Annotated in this window: 17 protein-coding genes; 1 reads left to right on the forward strand and 16 read right to left on the reverse strand. The window is 60.5% G+C overall.

Features of this window, described 5'->3' with window-relative positions:
* The first annotated feature begins 25 nt into the window (after window positions 1-25).
* On the forward strand, window positions 26-1,366 hold the full coding sequence (locus B3446_RS22570) for an aminotransferase class I/II-fold pyridoxal phosphate-dependent enzyme (protein ID WP_291385165.1): 1,341 nt from the start codon (window positions 26-28) through the stop codon (window positions 1,364-1,366).
* A gap of 20 nt (window positions 1,367-1,386) precedes the next feature.
* Here the strand turns inward: B3446_RS22570 and B3446_RS22575 are convergent, their stop codons facing one another.
* From B3446_RS22575 to B3446_RS22650, 16 genes are all read right to left on the reverse strand, one after another.
* Window positions 1,387-2,871 (reverse strand): glycosyltransferase, encoded by a 1,485-nt coding sequence (locus tag B3446_RS22575; protein ID WP_291385167.1) that lies wholly within the window; start codon window positions 2,869-2,871, stop codon window positions 1,387-1,389.
* A 16-nt stretch (window positions 2,872-2,887) separates the two neighbouring features.
* The gene (locus tag B3446_RS22580) at window positions 2,888-3,937 is read right to left on the reverse strand and encodes a CgeB family protein (RefSeq protein WP_291385169.1); all 1,050 of its coding nucleotides are present in this window, start codon (window positions 3,935-3,937) and stop codon (window positions 2,888-2,890) included.
* A gap of 25 nt (window positions 3,938-3,962) precedes the next feature.
* Window positions 3,963-5,288: a glycosyltransferase family 4 protein gene (locus tag B3446_RS22585; RefSeq protein ID WP_291385171.1), complete on the reverse strand. Its 1,326-nt coding sequence runs from the start codon at window positions 5,286-5,288 to the stop codon at window positions 3,963-3,965.
* Between the two features lie 2 nt (window positions 5,289-5,290).
* Complete coding sequence (locus tag B3446_RS22590; RefSeq protein ID WP_291385173.1) at window positions 5,291-6,247, reverse strand: polysaccharide deacetylase; 957 nt, start codon at window positions 6,245-6,247, stop codon at window positions 5,291-5,293.
* A gap of 20 nt (window positions 6,248-6,267) precedes the next feature.
* Window positions 6,268-7,572, reverse strand: a complete 1,305-nt coding sequence (locus B3446_RS22595) for a phenylacetate--CoA ligase family protein (RefSeq protein WP_291385175.1) — start codon at window positions 7,570-7,572, stop codon at window positions 6,268-6,270.
* 4 nt (window positions 7,573-7,576) lie between these two features.
* Window positions 7,577-9,415, reverse strand: a complete 1,839-nt coding sequence (locus tag B3446_RS22600; RefSeq protein WP_291385177.1) for a heparinase II/III domain-containing protein — start codon at window positions 9,413-9,415, stop codon at window positions 7,577-7,579.
* Window positions 9,412-12,066: a methyltransferase domain-containing protein gene (locus tag B3446_RS22605; protein WP_291385179.1), complete on the reverse strand. Its 2,655-nt coding sequence runs from the start codon at window positions 12,064-12,066 to the stop codon at window positions 9,412-9,414. Before B3446_RS22605 ends, B3446_RS22600 begins: the two co-directional genes overlap by 4 nt.
* A 34-nt stretch (window positions 12,067-12,100) precedes the next feature.
* The gene (locus B3446_RS22610) at window positions 12,101-16,387 is read right to left on the reverse strand and encodes a glycosyltransferase (RefSeq protein WP_291385181.1); all 4,287 of its coding nucleotides are present in this window, start codon (window positions 16,385-16,387) and stop codon (window positions 12,101-12,103) included.
* 7 nt (window positions 16,388-16,394) lie between these two features.
* Entirely contained in the window at window positions 16,395-17,657 is a 1,263-nt protein-coding gene (gene wecC, locus B3446_RS22615) for a UDP-N-acetyl-D-mannosamine dehydrogenase (RefSeq protein WP_291385183.1), read from the reverse strand.
* 9 nt (window positions 17,658-17,666) lie between these two features.
* On the reverse strand, window positions 17,667-18,788 hold the full coding sequence (wecB, locus tag B3446_RS22620; protein WP_291385185.1) for a non-hydrolyzing UDP-N-acetylglucosamine 2-epimerase: 1,122 nt from the start codon (window positions 18,786-18,788) through the stop codon (window positions 17,667-17,669).
* Window positions 18,789-18,793: 5 nt separating this feature from the next.
* Window positions 18,794-19,951, reverse strand: a complete 1,158-nt coding sequence (locus B3446_RS22625) for a chain-length determining protein (protein ID WP_254594185.1) — start codon at window positions 19,949-19,951, stop codon at window positions 18,794-18,796.
* A 2-nt stretch (window positions 19,952-19,953) separates the two neighbouring features.
* On the reverse strand, window positions 19,954-20,610 hold the full coding sequence (locus B3446_RS22630) for an ABC transporter ATP-binding protein (RefSeq protein ID WP_175184534.1): 657 nt from the start codon (window positions 20,608-20,610) through the stop codon (window positions 19,954-19,956).
* Window positions 20,607-21,383: an ABC transporter permease gene (locus tag B3446_RS22635; RefSeq protein WP_175184535.1), complete on the reverse strand. Its 777-nt coding sequence runs from the start codon at window positions 21,381-21,383 to the stop codon at window positions 20,607-20,609. Before B3446_RS22635 ends, B3446_RS22630 begins: the two co-directional genes overlap by 4 nt.
* A 21-nt stretch (window positions 21,384-21,404) precedes the next feature.
* The gene (locus B3446_RS22640; RefSeq protein WP_409558274.1) at window positions 21,405-22,598 is read right to left on the reverse strand and encodes a polysaccharide biosynthesis/export family protein; all 1,194 of its coding nucleotides are present in this window, start codon (window positions 22,596-22,598) and stop codon (window positions 21,405-21,407) included.
* An 877-nt stretch (window positions 22,599-23,475) separates the two neighbouring features.
* On the reverse strand, window positions 23,476-24,999 hold the full coding sequence (locus B3446_RS22645) for an LTA synthase family protein (RefSeq protein WP_291385192.1): 1,524 nt from the start codon (window positions 24,997-24,999) through the stop codon (window positions 23,476-23,478).
* Complete coding sequence (locus B3446_RS22650; RefSeq protein ID WP_291385194.1) at window positions 24,992-25,786, reverse strand: SDR family NAD(P)-dependent oxidoreductase; 795 nt, start codon at window positions 25,784-25,786, stop codon at window positions 24,992-24,994. Before B3446_RS22650 ends, B3446_RS22645 begins: the two co-directional genes overlap by 8 nt.
* Window positions 25,787-25,791: the final 5 nt, after the last annotated feature.

The following is a 25,791-nucleotide window of genomic DNA, read 5'->3' on the forward strand; positions in this document are numbered from 1 at the left end:
ATCGATTGCCACACCTGTCATCGTGATGAAACCGAAGCTCCCCGGCCTGGCGGCCGGCTTGAAAGACAAGCTGATTCAACAGGCATTGGAGCGCAAGCTGCGCCAAGCAGCCACACCGCCCCAGCAGACCACATCCACGGCATCGCCCGCGGGCGCACGCAGTGCGATTCCGGAAGCGTTCTACCGCTTTCATCTGCATCCCAGCTATCAGCAATTGCGCATTCTGAATGACGGCGCCGCCCGCATGGGCTTGCAGAACCCGTTCTTCAAACTGCACGAAGGCGCCGCCAGCGACACGACACGAATCGATGGCAGCACCTACGTCAACTACTCCAGCTACAACTACCTCGGCCTGTCCGGCGATCCCGTTGTCACCGAGGCCGCCAAGGCGGCGATCGACCGATATGGCACATCCGTGTCGGCAAGCCGGTTGGTATCGGGCGAGCGTCCCATCCACCGGGAGCTGGAGCTTGGTATCGCACAGCTTTATGAGGTGGACGATGCCATCACGTTCGTCAGCGGCCACGCCACCAACGTGTCCACGATCGGCCACCTCTTCGGCCCGCGCGATCTCGTGCTGCACGACGAGCTGATCCACAACAGTGTGCTGCAAGGCATTCAGCTATCCGGCGCGCGCCGCCTGCCGTTTCCGCACAACGACTGGAACGCGCTGGACGGTCTGCTCACCGAACAACGACACGAATTCGAACGTGTGCTTATCGTGTTGGAAGGCATCTACAGCATGGACGGCGATTATCCGGATCTCCCGAGATTCGTCGAGATCAAGCGCCGTCACCGTTGCTTTCTCATGGTCGACGAGGCCCACTCGCTCGGCGTCATGGGCGCGCGCGGCCACGGCATCCGAGAACACTTCGGGATCGCCGGCAGTGAGGTCGACATCTGGATGGGCACACTGAGCAAGACCTTGGCTGGTTGCGGCGGCTACATCGCCGGCGAAAGCGCCCTGGTGGAGCATCTGAAGTTTCTGGCGCCCGGCTTTTTATATAGTGTCGGCATGCCGCCTGCGGTTGCTGCGGCATCGCTTGCGGCATTGCAACGCTTGCAGGAGGTTCCCGAACGGGTAAAGGATCTTCAAGAGCGCGGCCGGTCATTTCTCAAACAGGCGCGGGAAGCCGGCATAGACACGGGCACCAGCGAAGGCCTGGCAGTTGTGCCCGCCATCGTCGGCAGCTCGCTCAAGGCAACTCGCCTGTCAGCCCAGCTCTTCGAACATGGCATCAACGTCCAGCCCATTCTCTATCCCGCTGTCCCCGAGAAGTCTGCGCGCCTGCGCTTTTTCATCTCGTGCACGCACACCGAAGCGCAGATCGGACAGACCATCAAGGCGCTGTCAGCGCTCATCTGATTTCCGCTGCCCCTCCTGCTTCACCTGCGGCCCGACGCTTCCTTCCACGACCAGAAAAGCGTCATGCCGAATCCCACGCACACGGTGAAGTTCAGCGGAAGGAGCACAAGATTGTGTTCCCGCACCGCGACAAACACCGCCGCCATCGAATAGAAAAAGGTGAAGGCATCGCCGGCCAGCAGCACGGTATTGATGCGGGGCATCCGCGAGGCCATCTCGTCCTGGCCTTTGGGCGTACGATGAAACTCCCCGTAGACGCCGCAAAGCGCGCGGATTCCCCCCGCGAAGTAATACCACGCCATGGGCAGAAACATGGCGATGTACAGATAGTTGTGCCATAGAGTGCGCAAGACACTGGGCCGATCCTCAAGACGCGCTCCCTTGCGCGCCCCAAAGGCGTTATCAAGCGACCAGACCGTCACCAGCACAAAAAAGACCAACGCGCCCCACTTGAAGATGTCCTGGTCGAAGTCCACCAGATAGTTCAAGGGCAGACTAAGCAGCACCAGCACATGGATCGACGCCAGCAGGACGGCTGAGAACATCATCGAGACCGCATGCAACCGCTTCATCACGGGCATGCGCTGGCGCAGCATGTGTCTTACGTGCTTGAATGCGCTGTGGATCAACCCCCTGCCCCAACGTTCGCGCTGAACGCGGAACGCACTGATCGTCTCCGGAAGAATCGACATGGAGACGACATCCCGCAAGTACGCATACTTCCATTCGCCGATCTGCGCGCGATATCCAAGGTCGACATCCTCCGTAACGGTGGACGCATTCCATCCTCCCAACGCCTCCACGCAAGTCCGGCGCCAGACGCAAGAACTACCGCTCAACGAAGCCATGTCGCCGTCTGCACTCAATCCGACGGTCATGTATTGCTGGTGTCCCATCTCCATCGCCTGAAAGCGGGTGAGGAACGACGCGTCGCGATTTTCGTAACCGATGCCCGTCTGCAGGAATCCAAGTTGGGGATCGCCGAAGCAAGGAATGGTCTTGAGCAGGAAGTCTTCTGGCGGCACAAAATCCGCGTCGAAGATGGCAAAAAAATCTCCGCAGGATTGCTGGATGCCATGCACCAGATTTCCGGCCTTGTAGCCAGCCCGATCGGACCGCCGGATCAAACGCACATTGATGCCCTTTGCCGCGTGCAGGTCTACCCGCGCCTGCGCAAGATCGGAAGTGATGTCGGAAGAGTCATCCAGGACCAGGATCTCCAGCGCCGGCGCCGGATAGCGCAACCGACATGCCGCATCCACCAACCGCTCCACCACCGCGGATTCATTGCAGATTGGCAACAGGACCGAGACCGTCGGCCACGAATCCACATCGCGCGTGTCCCGCGGCAACGCAAGGTCGGTCAGCTCGCGCCGCTCAGCCTTGCGCTGTTCGACGCTGCGGGAGATGAGCAGGACGCGCAGCTCCAGCAGGACGTACAGCGCGAAATACACCACCACCAGCAGAAATACGGCCTGGGCCAGATAGGAAAGCAAGGCAAGCATCGTCGTTGCGCGCCCCTCAGACCTTTACCACGGCACAAATCTCTTCCAGCCGGTGCTCCCACGTATGCAGCGCGCGGACATACGCCGCCCCCGCCTCCGCCCTGTCCATGTCTTCCTGCGACGGTCCATGGCGGAGTCTGGCGAACAGTTCGCTCGCTTGCTCGTGCGTATGCACCACGTGACAGTAGTCCCGGAAATGACGGTCTACCGCGCGGCTGGGATTCGTCACGGCAATTCCCCCGCACGCAAGAATCTCAAGCAGGCGGCGCGAACACATCGTGTCTGAGTCCGTGACGGAGTTCACGTTGACCGAGGCCACGTGCGATTTGTATACGCGTGCGGTCTCTCCGTGCGCCACCTTGCCGTGCAGGCGCAGGTGGCTCTTCTTGGGAAACCTGAACTCGAAATGCCGGGACAACCGATCATGGTTCCGGTCGTACACATTGAGCGCCAGATCCGCCGCTTCGCAGGCATCGAACACCAGATCCAGAAACCGCCGGCGCTCATTCAGGATGCGCCGATAGTAGCTACCCGTGAAACAGGCTTCCTTGCGCGTGAACGCAAACCCCGTGAAATTATGGAACAACGGCTGGTAGGGCATGATCAGCGAATTCACGGGAACATGAGGCGCTACATGCTTTCGGTATCCTTCGATGCACTCCGCGTCGGTGGTGAAGACAAAGTCAAAAACTTTGGCCACATCAATGAAAGCATCAAAGAACGCCCCATCGTCCTTATTCCAGAACACCGTCGGTATGCCCCGAGCCTTGGCCGCTTGCACGAGGTCGAAGATCGCAGTCGGCTTGCGCAACCGCAGCCACCGAGGCTGCTTGGCCAGCTCGTAACGCCAGCTTCCACCAGCACCATGAAACGCGGACTCCACGAAAACCAGATCCGGCTTCCATTGATCCATCACCTCGGCATAATTTGCCGGCGTGAGCGCCCGGACCCGGCATTCCGCCGACAGACAGTCGGTGGTGAAGTTGTCGGCGACCAACGCAATCTTCAGCCGGCCAAAAGGTCCCGGCTGCTGCACATCCTCCGCGACTTTTGGGTAGTCATACACCCAGGATCCCAGCTTCCTGATCGCCCTACCGACCATACAACCTCCCATTGGACGTTGATGGCAACGCCTTGATGACAAACTCGTGCCAACTGCGATGCGTCGTCGCATACGCCCGAGCGCGCGCACCCGTTGCCGCCAGCCCCTCGCGATCTTGCAACGCCGCCGAAAGCACTCGCGCCAGATCTGCCGCATCCCCCGCCTTGAAGAACCAGCCCGCGGGGCTGCCCCCCATTTCGTCCCGAAATACCGGCAAGTCCGGAATCACAACTGGCTTGCCCATTGCCATCGCCTCAACCAGCTTGATTGGAGGGACAATCCGGCAGACCTGGAACGGCTTGCGCGGAATGCAGATCAGCGCGCAGCGCCGGAGCCTGTCCTGCACGCTGTCCGGCGGCACTTTGCCGGCAAAGTGAACCTGCTTGTCCAGGCCAAGCTGCCGCACAAGAGCCTCAAGATGCGGCCTGGCTTCTCCGTCTCCAATCAGGGTGACTTTGACCGGGACCTTGGCGCGCACCAGAATCCCGGTAGCCTCGATCAGCGTGTCCAGCCCCTCATAGCCAATCAGCGTGCCGGCATATCCGATGGTCCATGGCTCGGCCTCGGACGCATCGGTATTCCTGAAGCGCCCGGCATCGACACAGTTCGGCAAGAGTGACATTCGTTCGGCGGGTACTCCCCACTTTTCGTGCGCGTACTTCCCCAGCTGCTCCGAAATAACGAACAGCCGATCGGCATGGCCGGCAACAAGACTTTCGAGCCTCAGGCCTTGCTTGTACGCCTGCCCATTCTCGTAAGCCGGCGTTCGCGAAACACGCGTCAGCTCCCACAATCCCCGCATCTCATATTGAAAGGGGATTCCCAACTGCCGGGCAGCCAACAACGCCGGCAACGCATTCACGTGATTGGACGCCGCGTGAATCACGGCAACGCGGTGCCGGGCCGCCACCTGCGCCACCGATGCTGCCGCCTGCAGCACGTACTGCAACGCAGGACGATTGTTCAACGGGCGGCTGGAATGCTGGTAGCGAACGTCGCCGACACAGGTTTCCTCTGCTTGGGCGTTCGATTGGCGATCCTTCCGGTCCCACGGATAGCCTGGCCGGGTCATCGCGTGCACGTCGGCGCCGGCGCTCATCAATGCACGGATGACCTCGTGGGTGCGCGTCGTATAGCCGCTGGTGTGATAGGGCAAGGCGCTGGCCGCCACATACAGCATGCTGCCGGAGCTCGGGTCATATTGCGCCTGCGACTGGCGCTTGCGCAGCCGCCACCTGAGCGTACTCACCGTCAAATGGCGGTTTACGGCAAGCCACGGTTCACTCAACGCGGCTTGAAAGGATCTCGTGATCATGCTCATGCCTTGGCGGGCGCTGCCCTGGCCAGGGACGTGTCAACCGTGTGCGTCGTCTGGATCTTGCCGCGCGCATGCAGATCGAGAAAGTCGGCCGTCGTGATGATGTCGTAGTCCTTGGACAGCTTTCGCATCAGCTTGCGGAAATCTTCATGGCGTTGATCATCCCGGTAGACGCCATGGCCGTTCTTGTCCCAGTACAGCAGCGACCAGGAGTGCAGCAACATCACCAGCACGTCGGTTCGGCGCCCCAACGTGTAGGGCCACAGTACGCGCCAAGGTGAATCGCGATGCCGATTGGACGAGGGAAAGGCCAATCGCCCCCACCAGACCCGCTTGTCGAAAGTCGGAAACTTGCGTTCCGTGATCGGAACCTCGATGACGCCGTTTGACCATCGGTACGGATGGTTGGCGCGCTCGGCGTGCGGGCATACGCCGTCGACCAAAGCGCGCATCGAGTTGTTGAACGACAGCGGGATGCCCAACTCGGCCTGGGCGCGCAGCGTGCCCGCATTCCAGCGGAATGAGCCCGCACGGAACGCCCTGACCGGTTCGCCGGTGATGCCGGCCAGATAGTCGCTGAAATAACGGATCGTGAAGGCCGAGCGGTCCTCGTCGTACTGATTCATGAGGCGCGGCCGAATGGGGTACCCGTGTTCAACCCAGAAGGAATCCGGCAGAAACTCGGAGTGCGTGTGCAACTGGACGTCGTGCCCCGCCTGGACCAGCCAGCGTGTGGCCTCGGCAAAAGGCTCGCCCAGCAAATAGATGCCGCAAGAATCGACAAAGTGCACCAGTTTGGCGCCCACGTCGTCCGCCGCCGCACACATCTCCCGGATGCCGGCGGTGCCGTTTTCGTGTTCGCCCCAGACCAATCGCTTTACGTGGTCTTCGGCGGCTCGCTTCGGCTGCGCCTCCACATCGATGGTTACCAGCGCATATCGTGACTTTGTAAACATGCAATCCAGTTAAAGAAGGTTCAGTGCAGATACTTCTGCAGAAAGAGGAGGTATTTGCCGCGGGCCGTTCGCTCCACCGACGGAACAAACTCCGTGCGATAGATCAGTTCTTCGCACAGATTGCGGCGCAGACTGTCTTCAATGAAACTCTTGAGCCGCACCCGATCGGTTCCAGGGAATGGCACGATCCGAACAGTTAACTCTTCGGCGCAAGTTTGTTCGAACTGAATCTGCCGGAACATTTCCGGCGCGTACCACAGCTCGTCATACACGTCGCCACCGAAGTAGACGGTGTCACCTCCTGGGAGTGCAACGCGGCTGCGCTTGCGGCCTGCCAGCCGCGCCAGGCGCCGGTGCTGCCGACCGCATGGGCATGCGCCGAAGTCCCACTCCGCCAGATCGCCGGTGCGGTAGCGGATCAGCGGCATCGCGTAGTTCAACAGCGAGGTGCCCACCACTTCGCCCATGCGTCCAGGTTCGGTGATTGGTTGGCCGTCGTCGTCCAAGATCTCGACATACGCGTAGCCGGGATACACGTGATATGCCTCGGACGCTTCACACTGCATTGCCAGCACGCAGTGCTCTGTTTGCCCATAGAATCCCAGGCACGGAACGGCGAATGCCCGTTCGATGACGGCGCGTTGATTTGGAAGAATGTCTTCGGAACTCAGCGATACACCCCGCAACGAAGGGAACGGCGGCACGCCCTGCTCAATCATCGCTTCGGCCATCTCAGCAACGATCGATGGAAAACCACGGACCAGCACCGGCTCATGCTGGCGAATCCGCGCCAGAATATCCGCCCAAGGTGGCGCAGCGTCGCGCGAAGGGCGATGAACCCACAACATCGCGTCCTTGACACGATGCGCGACATAGGTGCGCTCCGGCGAAGACGTATGCCCCATCCCCACCAGCGAAACAGAAGCTCCCCCTGGCTTCACCCCTAGCCGGCGCCACTGCGCCCAGTTGTAGGCATTCTGCACGCTGGGATCATCCCGTTCGGTAATGACGCGGAATGGCTCCCCGGTAGAACCTCCCGTCTGGACGACGCGCGAAGCAGCGTCGTCAAACAAGAACGATCTGAACTGCTGCGGTCTGCGCAGGATGCTTGACTTGTCCATCAATGGCAGCTTCCTGATATCGTCAAGCCGCCTCATGTGCGCTGGTTCGATGCCAGTCGACGTAAACGCAGCGGCATGGAAAGGCACAGAATCGCGCGCATGGCAAAGCAGCCTTCGAAGCATACTCAGCTCAAGCTCGTCGATCTCGGCGGCGGACATACTGTCGTAGGCTAAGACTGACTCGTAGGGAATCCGGTCAACCATGTCGTTAACGGCTGGCGTACTTCACGGTCATTTCCCCATCGGCGGGCCGCTCGATCGAAAGTTCGTGCGTTTTGTTCGAATCCCTCCAGCGAAACTGCCCCTTACGGCCGGACTGATTGACTTTCGACCACTCAGTGTCGGGCATCAACACATCCGAAAAGCTGAACAGCGTTGCGAAGGCGCCGGTCGCAGCGTCCGACACCGCATAGTTGAACGCGTAGTTCGGCACGATGTCGCGCTCCCGGGGCGACCACCAGCCCTGTATTGCCGGCTGTTCCTCACCGATGTGAGGATGCGACGGCTTTGGTCCGGCCAGCAGGGATGCAACGCGGAGAAACTGCGCACTTCCCGGCACCGACGCCAGAAACTGTTCCCGGTCGGCAAGCAACTGAAGCTCATGCCCAAGGTGAAACCACTGTTTCACGGCGTGCCGGGAATTGGCGTTGTCATGGAACCAGTCGAATACAACCAGCCACTGCCCTGGCATGAAGCAAAGCACGCGGGCATGACGAATGGAGGAGAACTGCTTGCATTCCGCCTCCGCCCAGACGAGACCAGACGCATCGCTTCCGGTTCGGCCCAGGGCGCTGCCATATGGCTTTGCGCCCTTGCGCACCGCATTGCGCCCATCGAACTCCAATGTATTGTGAGCGCGCGTCGACTCGCAATAGACGCGCCAGGGATCCGAGTACCAATGCCCCTCCTTCCAAAGCGCCGATCCCTGCTCGGTCTTGCCGATATAGCCATAGCGGCCGGCATCCACCAGCAGGTTCGCCTTCCGGTCGAACCACACGAAACTTAGATCATCTGCGTGCTTATGAGTGCGGGAATGGAACGCGGCATTCAGCGCTAGGTAGCTGTATGAAGACAGGTCGCTCGCATCTTCGCCAGGTTGTCTGGCGACCCAGTAGCCGCCTTCCTTGAACGCGCGAGTTACCTCTCCCGACAAACCACCGATCGCCCCGCCACTGACCCAGAAGCGCATTTCTGGCGTCGACCATTTTCCTTCCGCTTCGCGCGGTGTCCGGGTGAGCAGACGGTCATCGGAGTCACCGAAGTTGACGATATGCTGGTTCGGGTACACGAACCACGACAGCGCCTCCTCAATGCGCGATGCAAATGCGATAGTCGCCTCGTCCTCGACCAGACCCGAGTCGATCAAGGCCTTCAACGTGTCGTAGACCATGCGGTGATAGTCGGGAGAATGCTCGCGATGCACGCCGTCCGACGCGAACTGCTGCGCAAGCATCACGGTCAAGCGGGCGCGGCCCTGCTCCTGCGCCTGCGCCATGAGCGCAGACTGATCCGCAAAGCGCCTGCCCATCGCGATCTGGCCCGCCACTTGGTAATAGCCGTGGTTGTTGTGGAAGGCGATGTTGGCATCATCACCAAGGTAAGCGGCGTGCTGCTCAAGCGATGCCCAAAGCGAGCGGCGTGCGTCATCCGACAGCATTCCCGCCTCCAGACTCGCCTGAAACAAGTATGCGAGGCGAAACGCGCGCATGCCCACCGACATGTCATACCAGGCGAAGGGGGAAATGCCGACCCGATCAGGGTCGGAGTGCTGGCGCACCCACTCCTGCGCCACGGTCAGTGCCAGCCTCAGGAATCGCTGATCGCCGCTCTGGGAGTGAGCCCGCAACAATGGGTCGGTCATATCCAGGCATTGGATATAAAAGTTGTGCGACCTCTTCTCTTGGCTTTCGAGCGCCCACGGGATATCACCGCGAAGGTCAACGACTTCGTAGCCTCGCCGCTGCCAACCCTTCTTCAGGATTTCTTCCGCCTTCGGTATGACGCCCGACTTGGCAATGTTGTTATCCAGCTTTTCAAATGCGATCACTTCACGATTTCCGTAATGCTTACGCGGAAAATTCCGCGCTTGGCCGGATCCATCAATACCGCGCCCGAAGCGGGAAAGAATCCGACACCGCCCAAAAGATTCGCCGAACCCCGGGAGTCAGTCACGGTCTGACTTGTCTGGCCAAGATTGGGCAGCAACAACGACGTCAGCCGCTTGGTCGTCGCGTCATAGACGATGCAATCGGCCGAAGACCTGTCATATTTGGATTCGGAGAGCAGCAAGAAGGTCTGGCCGTTGCACGAGGCGATGTTCCTGACGCAGTCCTTTCCTAGCCATCCTTCATGAAAGAATTCGGGACGGCCAGACGCCAGTGACAACCGCATCAAGGCAGCCCGGTCCGCATGCGTGGTGTCATCGGTGCCCCAAATCAGATCGCCGTTCGCCAAGGTGGAAAACTGCGTGAACCGCAAGACGCGCGGGAGGCTTTCGACGGACACGCCGCCCATGATCGAATCCGGCAGCAGTATTTCGTTCCACGTTGTGCCGTCATCGACGCTGAACCATAGTCTGCAGTGCTCCCCGATGTCTCCCGAAGCGAGAACCCATTCATCGGGACGATGCGGATTTGGCCGGCATACGTGGAAGTGCCTCAACTGCCCCTGGGGCGGACGCGCAGCCGCGGGCAACGTCAACACCTTTTGCCAACCGTCCCCGCTCTGGCTTGGCCGATAGCGCCACACGCTGACCTCTTTCGTGCCATCCTCGACACGAAGGGGCGCGTACTCGGCATACATCACCGTGCCATTGCGCGATTCGCCGATGCCTTGCGAGCCGTGCCAGGGCCACGGCCCAGTCTCCAGGACATTGACAACTTCACCACGCGTATCCAGATGATGCATCTGGCCGGAAAGAGTCCGAACAATGCGCCCGCCCTCCGACAGGGAGAACACTGCTCTGATCTTGCTGTCGAACTCGATCCCATCACATTCCGGCGTCCATGATGCGCCGAGATCCCGGGACACCAGCAGCCGGTTCCGAGATCCGTTCGTTGCGACGACCTCCCGGATCTCGCCTCCGCCGTCCGGCGCCAGCACCTGATGATCTTCCAGAAAGATCAACGATGCGGAGGTGGACTCGATCAATTCGAACTTCAGGTTCGCCAGCCCCTCCGCGCCAAACGGAATTACCGATTGGAATGCAACGCTGGTTCGGGTAATCACAGGTTTGACCTGCGGCAATTCCCGCTGCTTGTTGTCGGACACAGACGCGATCGATCCCGGCTTTACCCCAATGAACCACTCCGAAACCATGCCGGGGGCAGCATCCTGCACTTTGAGCAACGTGGTCGCAAATCCGACTCGCCGCATGGCGTCGAGGAACCAATCCCGCCCCACGCGAACGTCAGGCAGCTCAGTCTTATCCGGCAAGTAATCAAAGTAACCTGGCCGGGACTTGATTGCGCCCTTCAGCGCCGGCTCCGCATTGCCGTCCAGCAACCGGTATGGCGCAATATGCGTGATGAAGACGCCACCCGGCGCGATGACTCGAAAACACTCCTCCAGCGCGCGTTCGTGTTCCGGGAAATAGTCGAACAGTAAACAACCAAAAACGCCGCAGAACGCGTTTTCAGCGTATCGGGACAAATCCCGCATGTCCACGCCGGATTCGTGCTGCGACGAATAGTTGCCGAACAGCGATGCTGACTTGAAGCTCTTGAAAAGTTTGGCAAGGATCTTCCGTTCTGCCCCCGTCATGGCGAAGCCGAGCAGCGGCTGGGGCGCGGCGCCCAACCCAGACATTTCCTTGCTCAGAAATTTATCGACCACGGGCACCATGGAACGCAACCGCGCGCGGCATCCGCACCCCTTGCAGTTCTGGCCAACCTCGACCTCGCGCAGAGAATCTCCGCACAACGGACATTCATTCACTGACAGATGTACTGCCTTATGCTCCGAGATCATCGGGTTTCCGCTCGCTTTGATAATGGAATCGACTGAGTACTTCTCGAACAAGCCAACGGATTCCCGGATACCATGGTTTTTTCCGTGGGTATCCTGAGGCCGCACCTCCAGGTAGAACCGGGCGCCGATTTCGTTCAGATGGGAAACGAACGCGAGCCCTTGCTCTTTGAAATAGTCATGCTTCTCAAGCTGGTTGAAGCATAGAAAGTACTGGCACCGGTTTTCCTTCACGACATGCTTGAGGTCGTTGAATTCGCCCAGCCGATTGCCCGGAATCTTCTGAAAATACCTCTTCATTCCCGCCTTTTCGGCGTAGGAGGATCCAAGCAGCACCGTCTGAGGGATATTTGCGTAAACGGCTTTCGCGTAGTTCAGGTAGCCATGCAGAATGGCGCCCCAGCCACCCATGCTGGAGCCCCAGAAATAAACGTCTTCCGCCCCGCTGTCACGAAACGCTTTGACGAGGGTCGCCATCGCTTCGATCCAGAAAAAATCGCCATCTTCTCCCAGCCACCAGCTCCCTGCCTGGTTAACGCCAAAGCGGTCCATCGGGCAGACAACGTGGTATTCCTCGCTTCTGAAGCTGGAAGGCGCTGCAGCATGATTATGGCCATGGAGGATGAACAGGACCGGCGCGTTGGCGCGCTTTGCTGGCTTGCAAAAATACTCGATTTCGCGGCCAGCAACGTCGAACGTGTGCCTGCCTTCGGCCGTCATTGCTTTGGACACTCAATACCTCCGCCTGTGCAGTCGCTCATGGAACTCAAGCCCTTGCGTTTTCGTCGCGCTCAGCCGCAAGGGCTGCGTAGACCATGCCGCACACGCTCCCGGCAACATCCCAGCTTCTTTCCCGCTGGATCCATGCCCGTGCGTCCGCGCCCAGGCGCGAACGAAGCAGTGGGCCGGCAAGCAGATCGTCCAGCTTTCTTTCAAGATCGGCAACGTCGCCCTTGGCGAACACCAGGCCGTTCTCGTCGTGGGTCACGATCTCCTTGAGCGCACGGGTGCCCGACACAACAACCGCCTTCTCCAGCGCCATGGCCTCATACGGCTTCAAAGGCGAAACAAGTTCGCAGACTTCCCACGGCTTGCGCGGGAAGGGAGCAATGTCGATCAACGAGTAGTAATCTTCGACCAGATCATGCGGGACGCGGCCGGTCATGATGGTCTTGTCTTGAAGACCCGAGGACGCCACCTGGCGCGTCAGGTCATCGAAAACGGCGCCGTCGCCCACGAGCAGCAACCGGAAATCGCGTCCCGCCGCCTTCAAGCCCGCAGCCGCGGTCACGAGATCGTCCAGACCCTCGTAGTCCACAAACGAGCCCACGTAGCCGATCACCGGCACGTCTGCCGGAATTCCCAGGGTCAGCGCCAGCTCCTGGCTGCGGCTGCGCGGCATGAAGCGGCCGGGATCAACGCTGTTGTAGGCAATGTCGACGCGATTTGCCGGGACGCCCCGGCTGACCAGTTCCTCTTTCATGGCCGTCGTAATCGTGATGACGCGGTCCGCGTGCGTTGCCGTCAGCGCCTCGAAAAGCTGCATGAAGCGATACTTCGCGGTGTGCTCGAATTTGTCATCGCGCGATGACCGCGTCACCTCCCAGAAGCCGCGCACCTCGTACACAAATGGAACGCCCAGCCGCCGCGCAGCAATCAGAGCCGGCAACGCCGTGACGTAGTTTGATGCGGCATGGACGATCTCCGGCTCTTCCCTGGTGATGATGCGTTCGTAGTGCTCGACCGCCGCCAGCGTGTACTCCACTTCGCTCATGCCTTTACGGTTGAAATCGAAGATGCGGCCATAGGTCACGCCATCGATGTCGTCTGCGGCGGGCAGGCTCTGTCCTTCAAGTTCCGTCTTGAAATCGTAGGGAAAGCCTGGACGCGTGTACGGCCGGATATCCCATCCCGCGTTCTTGACGCCCACGGCCAAACCATGCGAACGGGTGGCGTATCCCACCGATGTGTACGGCAGGCTGAACGCCAGAATGTTGAGTACCCGGCGCGGTTGCAGCGGCACCTTTCTCGTGCCCGCAGGTAAGGCTGCCAGCGCTGCAAGTTGCGCACGGCCAATGATCTCGTCGAGGAACTTCCTGTCGTTCGGCCGCACCTCGCCGAGTTCGTGCTCCAGTTCTTTGGCCAGCGCCAATGCGTTGTCCAACTGAGCGGCGTTCAGATACAGCCTGGCCGCACTGCGCAATGTCGTCACCGACCGATCCGCGGCAAGCGCGGCTTCGCCGAGCGTGATCGCCTCGGCTTGTCTGCCCGCATCCAGGCAGGCGTGAGCCGCGCGTAGTTGGACGAAGGCCTCAAGCCGCTTCGGCATGCCCAGGCACTGGGCCGACACGAAACTCAACAGCGCATCAATGCCGACGGCCAGCGCCTGCGCGAGCTTCTGGTCAAGCAGCAGCTTGGCTTGGTCATCGAAGCCGCCCTTCCCCGCCTTGACCGGCACCGGCGCCAGATCCGGGGTTGCCTTCTCTGGCGAATGAACCGCACGGTCCACAGGCTGGGACACAGCAAGTTCGCGATAAATGCGTGCAATGGTTTGCGCAACCTGGTCCCAGCGCCGATTCGCGGCAACATGCTGTCGCCCGTTCTCCGCAAGCTTTGCTTGAAGGTCGGCATCCTTGGCCAGCACCTCGATGCTGTCAGCGAGCGATCTCGCATTGCCGGCAAGATGCACCAACGCGGTCTCGCCATCCACCACCATTTCCTTCAGCGCCGCCACATCGGACACGACGAGGGGTATTCCCAGCGCCATCGCCTCAAGCGGCTTGAGCGGAGATACCAATTGGCAGACCGTCACGGGCTTTCTCGGCAGCGCAATGGCATTCATCATTGCGTAGTAGTCCCGAACCGAATCGGGCGCCACCTTGCCGCAGAACATGACTCGATCCACGACACCGCGATCCTCGGCCAGCTTGCGCAGGCTGGGCAAGGCATCGCCGTCGCCCACGATCAGCAAGCGCGCATGGGGCAGCCGGTCTTGCAGCAGAACCAGCGCTTCAATAAGGTCATCCAGACCTTCATAGCTGACCGCCGCTCCCGCATAGCCGATGACGAAGTCCCCGTCGGCCAGTCGCAAAGTCTGCGCGAGTTCGGCCTTGCGGGGCACGGGCGTGAAGGCGGAGGAGTCGATGGAGTTCGGTGCCAGCGCAATCCTGGACGCCTGCACGCCGCGCGAACCCAGTTCTGCGGCCAGCGCTTGCGTCAAGGTCAACACATGATCGGCATTCGCAGCAGTGAAAGATTCAAGCTGGCGATCGAGTGCAAAGCGTTCACTTTGTTCCCAGCCCGACTTCTTGGATGCCGACGTGTACTCCCACAGCCCTCGTACTTCATACACGAACGGGATGCCAAGCTTGCGTGCGGCCATGAGCGCGGGCAGCGCTGCCTCATAGTTGGATGCGGCGTGAATGGCCTCGACATTCTCGGCCATTGCCTTGCGCGCGATTATTTCCGCGGACTCCGACAGATAGGCGTCAAGGCCAAGCTTGCGGCGGTGCGGGCCGGGCAGCGATTCGTAGGCAATGCCGTCGATCGTCTGCACAGCGTTCCCATCCGCCGCTTTGCTATCGGACCTGTCAGCCGGATAGCCCGGACGGGTCACGCATCGTACATCCAGGCCTTCAGCATGCAAGGCGCGCAGCAGCGCATGCGTGCGCAGCGTGTAGCCCGTTGCGTGATAGGGCAATGAACTGGCCGCGACATAGAGCACTCGTCCGGACACCGGCGAGAAATCGGGACCCGGGTTCACGGCGGGCAATGTGAGACCGCCATGCGCGAGGCGATGGCACCCTGCGATGAACTCGCCTTTGTTCCTCTCAGAAGCTTTGAATTCGACGCTTTCCGGCAACGACGCCAGTAGTTCCTGCGCCGCGTCGATATGCCCTGCATCGAAGTACATGAACGCAAGCCATTTGCGCCGGAACGGGCGCGGATCGGCCTGAGCCGCGTCTATCGCCAATCGCAGGGCGATCGCGGGATCCTTGGCTGCCGTGAGACGCGCTAGCTTGGTCAGACCTGACGCCAGGTCGCTAGGATCTCCGGCATTGATCCGCACGAAGTCTTCGCTGGCACGTACGCCACCGTTGTCGAAAATTTCGTCGATTTGCGCCAGCCACACATCCGCCGGCGGACGGCCGTTTGCGCCGGCCGATCCCAGCGCGCGCCACACGGCCGACGGCAGTTTAATGAACCCTTTCCAACTGGTGAAGCCGGCTGCCACCGCGCTGCCGATCTGACGCCCGCGCCGTGCCTGCACCGCACGAAGCTGCCGCTCCGCCGCAACCATCGCGCCTCGATACGACTCTCGCTCGCGCTGAATCTGGTCTGCGTGCGCCGCAAGGAAATTCTTTTCGTCGCTCAACCGCAGCGCTTGCTGCTGGAGCTGACGTATCTCCGCACCCAGTCGGAGGCGATGCTGCTCCAGGCGGCCGGCCTCCTCGCGCAATTGCTCGTTCAGCTTAAGCCGCTGCCGTTCAAGGTCGTCGCATGACGCGGCCAGCGCCACCGCCTGAGCTTTCGATTCGGCGCGGGCAAGCTCCAACCTCTGCTTGGCTTGCTCCGCGCCAACCAGCGCTTGCTCCAAGCCTGCCACTTTCTCGGCCAGCGCGCGCTTGTCGATCTCGAGGGACTTGCGATCCTGCGCGCCACGCAGCTCATCGGCCCGCAGGCGCTCGAACAACGCACTGCGTTCCCGGTCCAATGCGTCGCGCAAGGCTTCGGCGCGCGACAATTTCTTTTCCTGCTCTCCGAACCGTTTGACGGATTCCAGAACTTCCTGCCGGACAGCATTGAGTTGCGCATTCAACGTGGCGACTTCGCCACGATGCAGTTCATCCTGTTCTGCGAACCTGTCCGCGAGCGTCTCAAGCTCGTCTTCCGCACGCAAACGACCGGACTCAATCTGACGGATGCGCTCAAAGTGCTGGAGCTGGATCCTATGAAGCTCTTCGCGATGCATCGCTTCCAGGCCCGAAGCCAGCAAGCTCAAGCGGTCCTCGGAATCTTTCTCGGGAGCCTCCGTCGTTTTGCGTGCGTCCATTGCTGCCTCAGCCGAGGAGCCCGACCGCATCCACTACGCACGCGTGTTGGGCGATCAGTTGTTGTTGCTCGATGAACTCACGATGCTTGACGAGGACGCACACCACATCCGCGTCAGCGACTGCATCCTTCAGCAAACCGAGTTGCAGATTTCCCTGCTTCAGACCGCTCGGCAGCTCGTCGATATTGGGCTCGACCGCAACAATCTGGCAGCCCAGTCCCATAAGCTTTCCGGTGATGCCCACGGCGGGGCTTTCGCGCAGGTCGTCGATGTCCGGCTTGAACGCAAGCCCAAGGCACGCAATCTTGATGTCGGCCATGCTGCTGCCCGGCTTACGACCCAAGGCGTCGGCCACCGCCGCCTTGATCTTGTCCACCACCCATTCCGGCTTGTGATCGTTGACTTCCCGGGCCATGCGAATAATGCGGGCCTCTTCCGGGCTGGTGTCGACGATGAACCACGGATCGACGGCGATGCAATGGCCGCCAACCCCGGCGCCCGGCTGCAGGATGTTGACGCGGGGGTGGCGGTTTGCCAGGCTGACGAGTTCCCAGACGTTGATGTCGAGCTTGTCGCAAATGATCGACAATTCGTTCGCGAAGGCAATATTGACGTCTCGAAAGCTGTTTTCAGTCAGCTTGCACATTTCGGCGGTGCGGGCGTTGGTGGCGACCAGTTCGCCTTGAACGAACGTCTTGTAAAGCGCCGCCGCCATGTAGTTCGCCATCCGCGTCATGCCGCCGATGATGCGATCGTTGGAAACCAATTCGTGCACCACACGTCCCGGCAGAACCCGTTCCGGGCAATAGGCGATCTGAATGTCCGCCGTCTCACCCGCCTGCTGCGGAAAGGTCAGGTCCGGCCGGGCATCGGCGAGCCACTGCGCGAGCTTTTCGGTGGTGCCCACCGGAGACGTCGATTCCAGAATGACGAGATTGCCTTGCTTGAGCACAGGGGCGATTGCCTGAGCGGCCGCCTCGATGTAGCTGAGGTCGGACTTGTACCCGTCGGTGAACGGCGTGGGCACTGCGATCAGAAATGCGTCGGCCGGCTCGGTCTTCGTCGTGGCGCGCAGATAGCCTTCGGTCACGACTGAGTGCACCAGCATGTCGAGCTCGGGCTCGACGATGTGGACGCGCCCCTGGTTGATCGTTTCCACCGCCTGCTGATTCACGTCGACGCCGATGACTTTCTTCTTGCGCGCAGCGAACAGGGTTGCAGTGGGCAGGCCGATGTAGCCGAGACCGATTGTGGAGATGGTGCCGAACATGGTTTCTCGTCAGTAGATTGATGTGAGGACGTCGCGAATCCGCAACGCCGCCGTCCCGTCGCCGTAAGGGTTATGGGCGCGTGACATCGCTTGGTAGGCGGCTGGGTCATCCAAAAGACGGAATGCCTCGGCCACGATGGAGTTGTGATTGGTGCCGACAAGCTTGACGGTCCCCGCCTCGACCGCCTCGGGGCGCTCGGTGGTGTCTCGCATCACCAGCACGGGTTTGCCCAGCGACGGCGCTTCTTCCTGCACCCCGCCGGAGTCGGTGATGATCAGGAACGCGCGGTCCATCAGGTAAACGAAAGGCAGGTAATCCAGAGGCGCGATCAAGTTGACGTTGGGCACGGCAGAGAGAATGCGCCGCACGGGCTCCTGCACGTTCGGATTCAGGTGCACCGGATATACAACCTGGACATCGGGACGCGACGCGATTTCCGCAAGCGCTCGGCAGATATTCTCGAAGCCCTGTCCGAAGTTTTCGCGGCGGTGTCCTGTAACGAGGATCAGGCGCTTGTGCGGATCAATGAAATTGAAGCGCGCCTCCAGAGCCTCACGCATTGCCGTGTCCTGCCGCAAGCGTTGCACCACGTCCAGCAGCGCGTCGATCACCGTGTTTCCCGTGACGTGAATCACGCTGTCGCCCACGCCCTCTCGTAACAGATTCGCCCGCGCCTGCGACGTCGGGGCGAAGTGGACGTCGGCAAGCCCGCCCGTGAGATGACGATTCATCTCCTCGGGCCAGGGCGAGTACTTGTTGAAGGTGCGCAGGCCCGCTTCGACGTGCCCGACCTTGATCTTGCCGTAGTACGCGGACAAGCTTGTCGCGAGCGTTGTCGTAGTGTCGCCGTGCACCAGCACGATGTCCGGCTGCCACTGCTTGTAGACCTCACGCATGCCCAGCAGGACGTTGCTGGTGATGTCGCTCAAATCCTGGCCCGGCTTCATGAGGTCAAGATCGAAATCGGGGCGGATGCCGAAGATCTCGAGTACCTGGTCAAGCATCTGCCGATGCTGGGCAGTCACGCAGACCTTGGTGTCGAATGACGGGTCGGCGGCCAGCGCCTTGACCACAGGCGCCATCTTGATGGCCTCTGGTCGGGTTCCAAAAACGTTGAGGACTCTCGTCACAGCTATCAATCCACGTGGTCGAGAACAATGCTCTCGAGCAGCTTGAGAATGCCGACAATCAGCAGCGCGACCAGCAGCGTGACCACGATGTTGTAAAGCCGGCGCGGCTCCAGGGGATACTCGGGCAGCGTCGGCGCTTGCAGCACCGACACTTTTTCGAGCATGCGGGTAGCGTCCATCCGCCCCTTTTCGAGACCGGCAAGGGCCGCCTTGTACATATCCTGGGCGAACGCGACCTCCATCTCGAGCCGATGGAACTGCTCGACCGTGTAGTTCAGCGTCTGCCCGGTGGGCGAAGCCAGCCTGGCCCTCTCCTGGGATATCTGCTTGTCCAGTGCCTGAATCGACTGGGTCAACATCAGGATGTTGGGATGGTCGCGCGCAAGATTCTTGGGCAGCGACGCCAGTTGCGTCTGAAGTTGGGAGCGCTGCTCTTCCAGCTTGCCGACGATCACGCTGATGCTTTCGGCAGTAGCTTGCGGCGACACAAGTCCCTTGGCGTTCTGAAACGAGAGCAACGCTTCGCTGGCCTTCTGAAAGCGCTTCTGCGCCTCGTCGACCTGGTCCGTGAGAAAGGAGACTTGAACCTGCGCCATCTCATGGCCAATCTGGTTCATGTAACGCTCGCCTTCCTGGACCAGCATGCTGACGATGGCTTTGGCCGTGGCCGGGTCGTACGCTTGGGCGCTGATGCGCAGGACACCGGCAAAGTCGTCATAATCGACCGCCGTACGCGACAGATAGTGGCGATGGAACCATTCCATGGAGCCATCCTTGAACCACATACGCGATACGAGGTCGTGTCCCGAGCCGCTGTAATGCGCACGCAAATCGAGCTTTTCATCAAGCTTTCTGAGCATGTCGACTGACAGCAGATACTCCCTCAACAGAAGCTGGTCTGCCCGATTCACGCTAGGCACACCGGCGACCATCATCGGGATGTCCAGCGACGCAACGCCCACCGAATCCGTCTTGCGGATGATGACGTTCGATTCCGACACGTAGCGGTCGGATGCCACGAGCAGCCAGTAGATGGTCGCCAGCAAGGCCAATAAGAAGATCAGGCGGATCGTGCGGCGGAACGCGGCGATGGAGAACAGCCCACCCCGCACGCCCTGATATGCCGCATCGAGCGCGGAAGAGAATTTTCCGGTGAAAGTCACTTTTAAATACTGTCCTTGTAAGCTCTTAGTCCATCGTCGATCTGGTCGAACCAGTGCGCCTGGCCATTCGTGATCCAGATTCCCGCTTGGCAGAACTGCTTGAGCGTCGATTCATCGTGCGCAACCATGATCAAGCCAGCGCGGCTGGCCATGTCCTTGAACGCCGCCGCGGTCTTCTTTCTGAAACCTGCATCGCCCGCCGCCGTTACCTCGTCCGAGATGTACACGTCGAAGTCGAAGGCGAGAGACAACGCAAACTGCAGCCGCGAGCGCATGCCGGACGAATAGGTGCTGACGGGTTCGTCAAACGCCACGCCCAGTTCCGAAAAATCCTTGATGAAGGCAAGCCTGTCGGCCAGATCGTCCTGATGCCCGTGCACGCGGCAGACGAACTTGGCGTTCTGGCGTCCCGAAAGCGTGCCTTCCAGCCCCCCCTGCCCCATGGGCCAGGAAACGCGGCACTGGCGTTGGACTCGCCCCTTGGTGGGATAGTCCACGCCGCCAATGATGCGGAGCAGCGTCGATTTGCCTGCGCCATTCACACCAATGAGGCCGACGCTGACCTTTGACGGTATGGTCAGGCTGATCCCTTTGAGAACCCACCTTCCCATCCCGTGCTCGGTCTTGTACCGCTTGTGGATGTCTTCGACGACGATCATTGCATCACCAGCCGCAAAGCAAATCGCCGGTAGAGCAGCAGCCCGATGAAGACGTACACCAGCGCCGAGCCGTAGAGATACGCGAGGCTCGTTTCAGGCGCGGCATGGTAGTAGGGAACAAAACCTTGACGAACCGTCTCGAGGCCGTGCGTGATGGGATTAAGCATCAGCAACTCGCGCCACGCCGCAGGCACTGTGGCCAAGGGCCAGATGACGCCTGAAATCAGATACAGCGGCAACATGAGGATGTTCAGGATGTGCTCGAGTTCGGGAACCAGCTCCATCAGCACCGATGCGATCAGGCCATATCCAAGGGCGAACATCCACAAGCCGAAGACGGCGGCCAGCACCAGCAGCGGGTCCGCGGGAATCGCATCGTGGCCGAGCAGGTTCGCTACCACCAGTATCGTGATGGCAACCAACGCCATCAAGAAGGCTTCCAGCACGCCGCGAACGATGGCCGGGTCGAAGGGCTTGACCTGCCGGTAGTTGAACAGCGGGCGATTGCAGTCGATGGCATACATCACCTGAATGGCCGTACGCCGGAACAGGAAGAACGACAGCAGGCCGACCATCAACCAGATCACGACGTCAATCCCGCCCATCGTATGAACCCGCACGACCGTCCAGATCCACGCCAGAAATCCTATATGCAGGATCGGCTCGATCAGAAGCCAGAACCAGGCGGCCCGCTCACCAAAAAGGCGATCGAGCGACTCACGCAGGAAGATGGCGCGCCAGACCGAAAAGGTGATGGATAGCGAACTACGCATGATTACGCGATCAACCGATCGCTACTGCAAGGCGCGGTTGATGGTGACATAGGGATTCAGAGGCATGACCACAAGCCTCAAGAACTTTTCAAATTCCGCAGAGGGCGAATTGGCGACATAGATGACATCCCGGTTCTGGACTGGGAAGTTCTGCGTCACGAAGAAGGACGCCGGATCTCGCAGATCGATTTGATAAACCACGGGTACCGTGCCATCCGCCGCCTTGGTGGCTTCTTGCTGCCCATCAACCAGCGCCGCATCCTCAAACCGGAACACGAACACGCCTCGCGCGTCGGCGCGGGCGTCGTTGAGTCCGCCGGAGCGAGCCAGCGCCTGCGCCAGCGAAATCCCCTGCGCCTCGAACGGAATTTCCTCATTCTTGCCGGTGGCGCCCAGCACGGAGAAGCTCTGCGGCTGGAAGAGCGCGGTGACCACATCGCCCGGCTTGAGCAGAATGTTCTGCTTCGGGTCGCGGATCACGGCATCCAACGGCATGATGGCCGTCACATTCTCCCTGGAGAGCTGAATTGCCATGCGATTCACGGGCTGTTTGACGCCACCGCCCGCTGCCAATGCATCGAGCAGCCGCTCGCCCTTGGGCGTAAGCGGCAGCAGCAAGCTGTTGCTGACCTCGCCCACTACGGTGACGTTGGATGTGTTGTTCTTGATGACGCGAACCAGCACCTGGGCCTGGTTCGCCTTGCCTTCCAGACGCCGGGCGATGTCCGCCTCGATTTGCTGCGTCGTGCGGCCTCGCACCAGGACGCGGCCGGCAAACGGCATGGTGATCATGCCGTCGGGCGTGACCATCTGCTCAGGGAAGGTAACCGCGCGCGATGCCGTGGGGCCAGCCGTGGGATCGAGAACGACTGAACCGAAAAGCATCGCCGGCGGCGCTTCCCAGATTGACACCTCGACAATGTCGCCCGGACCGATCAGGTAGTTGTTGCTGCCTGCAGCCGGAAAGATCTTGTCGAACTCCCCCAACTGCTTACCGTGCGCCAGCTTCCGCGCCAGCGCGTCATTGACGTCGATGATCTGGATGCCTTCGACCCGCCCCGAGACGCTGGCTTCCTGCGCTTCTTGCACCTGCTGCCGGCTGGCGCCCGACGATGCGAGCCATCCCGGATACGTCCCACACGCCGTCAAGGCGATCAGCAGACTCAAACTACCCAGCGCCTTGCACGTTCTGGTAATGCGACTATTCGAATTCATTGGCGACGTCTTGCTAAAGCCCGTGTCGCATGTCTTTGCATGCATCTCTAAAAAACCTGCGGCACATCGCCGGCAAGCCAGCTGATTCACTTCCCGACTTCGGCAAAACGTTGTCGGCCCAATTTCAATTGCCTTTTTTCACTGCCCGGTGCGATATCGCCGAAAAATACCAATGGCATTCGCCGGGCAATATCCGCCCGCGATACTCGAGGTTTGAAAACTCCGAGGTTTCTCGGCGAGACTGCGTCGACTCTCGCCGCGCGATGTTATTTGTCCAATAGCCGGAGATAATCCGGCTGGATGTCGAAAGCTGAAACGGGAATATCACGGCCAATACCGCTTAAACCGATTCCCGATTCCCGCATTGAACGGGGAGCCCACGATTCCAAATCAAACCAGACCAAAAAACCCATACCCAATCGAGAAAACTTTAATTACAATTAGGCATTCGCGCTATACGCAACTTCGCGCACATTGAGCTAAGTACCTGAGACTCCAGGCAATTGGCAGAAAATTTTTGTGACGATTATCCGCGATTTACCCGGCGTTGGCAACGACGAGGGTTTCAAATTCTCACGAGCGAAATAATGCGTTGGAGAAAGGCAACCCTGCCAGCCAAGCCCGTCGGATAAACGACTTTAGAATCAACCGGTTATTGCGGATGCCTGTGAGGCTCGAAGTTTTTGTTTGGTCCGCCATTGACATGCCCTGAAAGAACCTTCTTCCAGAGGCGCCCGCCCGCAGAACGGGTATTCCGGGGAACACACGCCCGAAATCCCGGCTGATCAGTGGATCGGATTATTCGGGGAGATGTCGTTAACCTGGTACCAACATTTAGCCGATCTCAGCCCATACCCTCGATCGGTGACGTGGCCCTTCAGATCAAGCCAAGCCGGCTGAGAAAGTCGCGAGCGAGTCGGGTGATGCCGTGCGGACCCGTCTCGCCGTCCGCGCTCTGCTCCCCCGTCGTCCAGATCACCATGTCCGTCGCCCCGCTGACCGCGCCCAAACTGCCATAGACCTTGGGCATGATCGGAACGTGATCGCCGTAGATGCACAAACCGGCCGGCCGGCCATTGGTCAGCAGGGTTCGCCGTAGATCGGAGAACATTGCATCGGCATTGCGTAGGTGTCGCGCATAGGCCACCAGGTCCTCACAGCCTTTCGGCAGTGGTCCTGAAAGGAATTCTTCCGCATCCTCATCCGTCACCGGCTCCCAGTGAAGCGGGCCATGGTTCTCCATCGTGATGACGTGGATGTACAGGGGCTGCTGGCCATTCCGCTTGAGCAGGGACGAGACGAATTCGCCCAACGCGCGATCGCTGACGTAGGCGCCGGCCTTCTCGGCGCCTTCGAATGCCTTCAGATCGAAGAACTCATCAAACCCCAACTTGGGCAAGACCTTGTCCCTGCGGTAAAAGCTGCCATGGAAAGGGTGCACGCAGATGGTTCGATAGCCCAGGTTTTTCAGATAGGACGCCACCGTCGGGACCCCCTCGCCTGCGAAGCGCCGGTAGGGGTTGTATCGATGCACGCCCAGTGCGTCCACATCCATTCCTGAGAGAAAGGCGAACTCAGTGCGGACCGTGTTGGCGCCCCGGGCAGCTACGTCCAGCTCACCCCAAAGCAATGATTCCTGCCGCAAAGCGTCGAAGCCGGCCAGCACCTCGTTTTTTACCAGGGGGTAGGACCGGCGGACGTCGAAAAAGGATTCGCTCTGCACGCTGACCAGATCCGGGAGTGAGCTCGGCAACCAGGATGGGCGGCGCGGTTGGAAGGGAGCGGCAGCACGCGCCGTGGCGGTACATTGCCGTTCGGCCCGGCCGTACGCCCACAGCGCTGAAAAAATTCCCAATCGTCGAAGGTCCGAGGCTGCGTCGAAATCGACTTTCAGACCCTTTGCCGCCCACGCAGCCAAAGCGGTGCCGGCGGCAACCGTCAAGGCGATCCCTGGGAAAAACAGAGGTCCAGCCTGCGTGGCGATTTCCGGCTCGACCGATAACCCAACCCACAGCGCGCCACCGAAGCCGGCTGCCGTGGCCAGCGCGTTGCCCCACCCAAAAAAGGGCAGATACAGCCTCGGATGCCGAATGGCGTCGGTGAAGTATTCAAAATCGGGAAAGACGAACGGTTCCTGCAGCGCGTGGTCCTTTGCCCGGCTCACAAGCACCACGACGAGTTCCAATGCCAGGACATTGGCCATCGCGAAATAGGGCCTGCGAAAGAGCGCGAGCTCCAGGGAGAACCCGATCAGTAACACCCCCACATGCGTGAGGTTGGCCCGAAAGGGGCGGCGCCAGGCCATCACCGGACGCGGACGCAGCAGCCCCTCGATTGCCCAGCTAGCGGCAAGGCCGATGAAAAATGCCGGCAATATTCCCCAGCCAAGAACCTCAGCCACCGTAACCCAACCTCCTCAGGATCCAACCTGAGACCGCGGGATGAATCACAGAAAGCAGAAACGTGCCCAGATTGAGTGGGAATGGAAAGCTGATCCGGGCTCGGTTGGCCTGCAAGCCCCGCCGGATTGCGGAAGCTGCCCGTTCCGCGCTCCACAGGAATGGCTTGGGACCGGGCATGTCGAAGCACATCTGCGATTCGACGTAGCCGGGCATGATGACGTTGACGCGAACGCCCCGCTTGGCCAGGCTGTCGCGCATGGCTTCACCATATGCCTTGACCGCCGCCTTGCTGGCGCAGTAGCTCGGGGTATCCGGAAGACCGCGCCACGCTGCCAGGGAGCTGACCAGGGCAATCTGGCCGTCACCGCGCGCCTGCATCGCGGGCAGAAGGCCGTGCACGGTGGCCAAGACGGCGCGAACATTCACATCCAGCAGACGCTGCACATCGTCCCAGGACTCGCCCGCCTGATCCGGTCCCGTATTGATGTTCACGCCTGCATTGGCAATGACAAGATCGGGAGCTTCGCTGTGGCCGATAGCCTCCAGCCATTCAATCAGCGCGGGCAGATCGCGCAGATCCAGAGGCTGAGCGATGACCCGCACGCCCAGTGCGGCGCATCGCGCCTCGATTTGATTCAGGCGCGCCTTGTCGCGGCCTTGAAGTATGAGCGTGCGCGTACCCGCGCGCGCATATTCGTAGGCCAGCGCGGCGCCGATTCCGCCTGTGGCGCCAGTGATCAGTACGCAGCGGGGAACTGCCCCCTTGCCGTTTGCAGCTTTTTTCATACCGT

Source organism: Achromobacter sp. UBA5777 (assembly GCF_002418565.1).
GTDB classification, from domain to species: domain Bacteria; phylum Pseudomonadota; class Gammaproteobacteria; order Burkholderiales; family Burkholderiaceae_B; genus Achromobacter; species Achromobacter animicus.